This window comes from Nesterenkonia rhizosphaerae, assembly GCF_039544555.1.
GTDB lineage: Bacteria > Actinomycetota > Actinomycetes > Actinomycetales > Micrococcaceae > Nesterenkonia > Nesterenkonia rhizosphaerae.
Map to the genome: position 1 here is coordinate 25,850 of NZ_BAABLW010000006.1, position 466 is coordinate 26,315.

Sequence of the window (466 nt, forward strand, 5' to 3'; positions counted from 1 at the left end):
ACTCCCAACCGAACTCAGATCCAGCGGCAGTGAGCATATCGAAGCCCTGCGCATAGGAGACCAACTTCGAGGCATAAAGCGCTTTACGCACATCCTCCACGAAGTCCTGCTGAGCATCCTGCTCTGCATAAAGCTCCTCAGCACTGACCACACCATTAATCCCAGCAGAGAAGACCCGGGACGTCTCCGCGCGCAACTCACGCTGTGAAGAGATCGAACGGGCGAACACCGACTCAGCAATCGTGGTCACCGGGGAACCAACCTCTAGACCCGAAATAGCAGTCCAGCGACCAGTGCCCTTCTGCCCAGCAGAATCAACAATGACATCCACCAACGGACGACCAGTGAGTTCATCCTCCTGCTCCAGTACCGCAGAAGTGATCTCAATCAGATACGACGCCAAATCAGTGGTGTTCCACTCCCGGAAAACCCCAGCCTGCTGAGCCGGCTCCAACCCAGCCAAAGA

General features: G+C 56.2%; 1 pseudogene. It reads right to left on the bottom strand.

The window, feature by feature from the left end:
* Positions 1-466: pseudogene (locus ABEA23_RS05670) on the bottom strand (NADP-dependent phosphogluconate dehydrogenase); the annotation flags it as partial.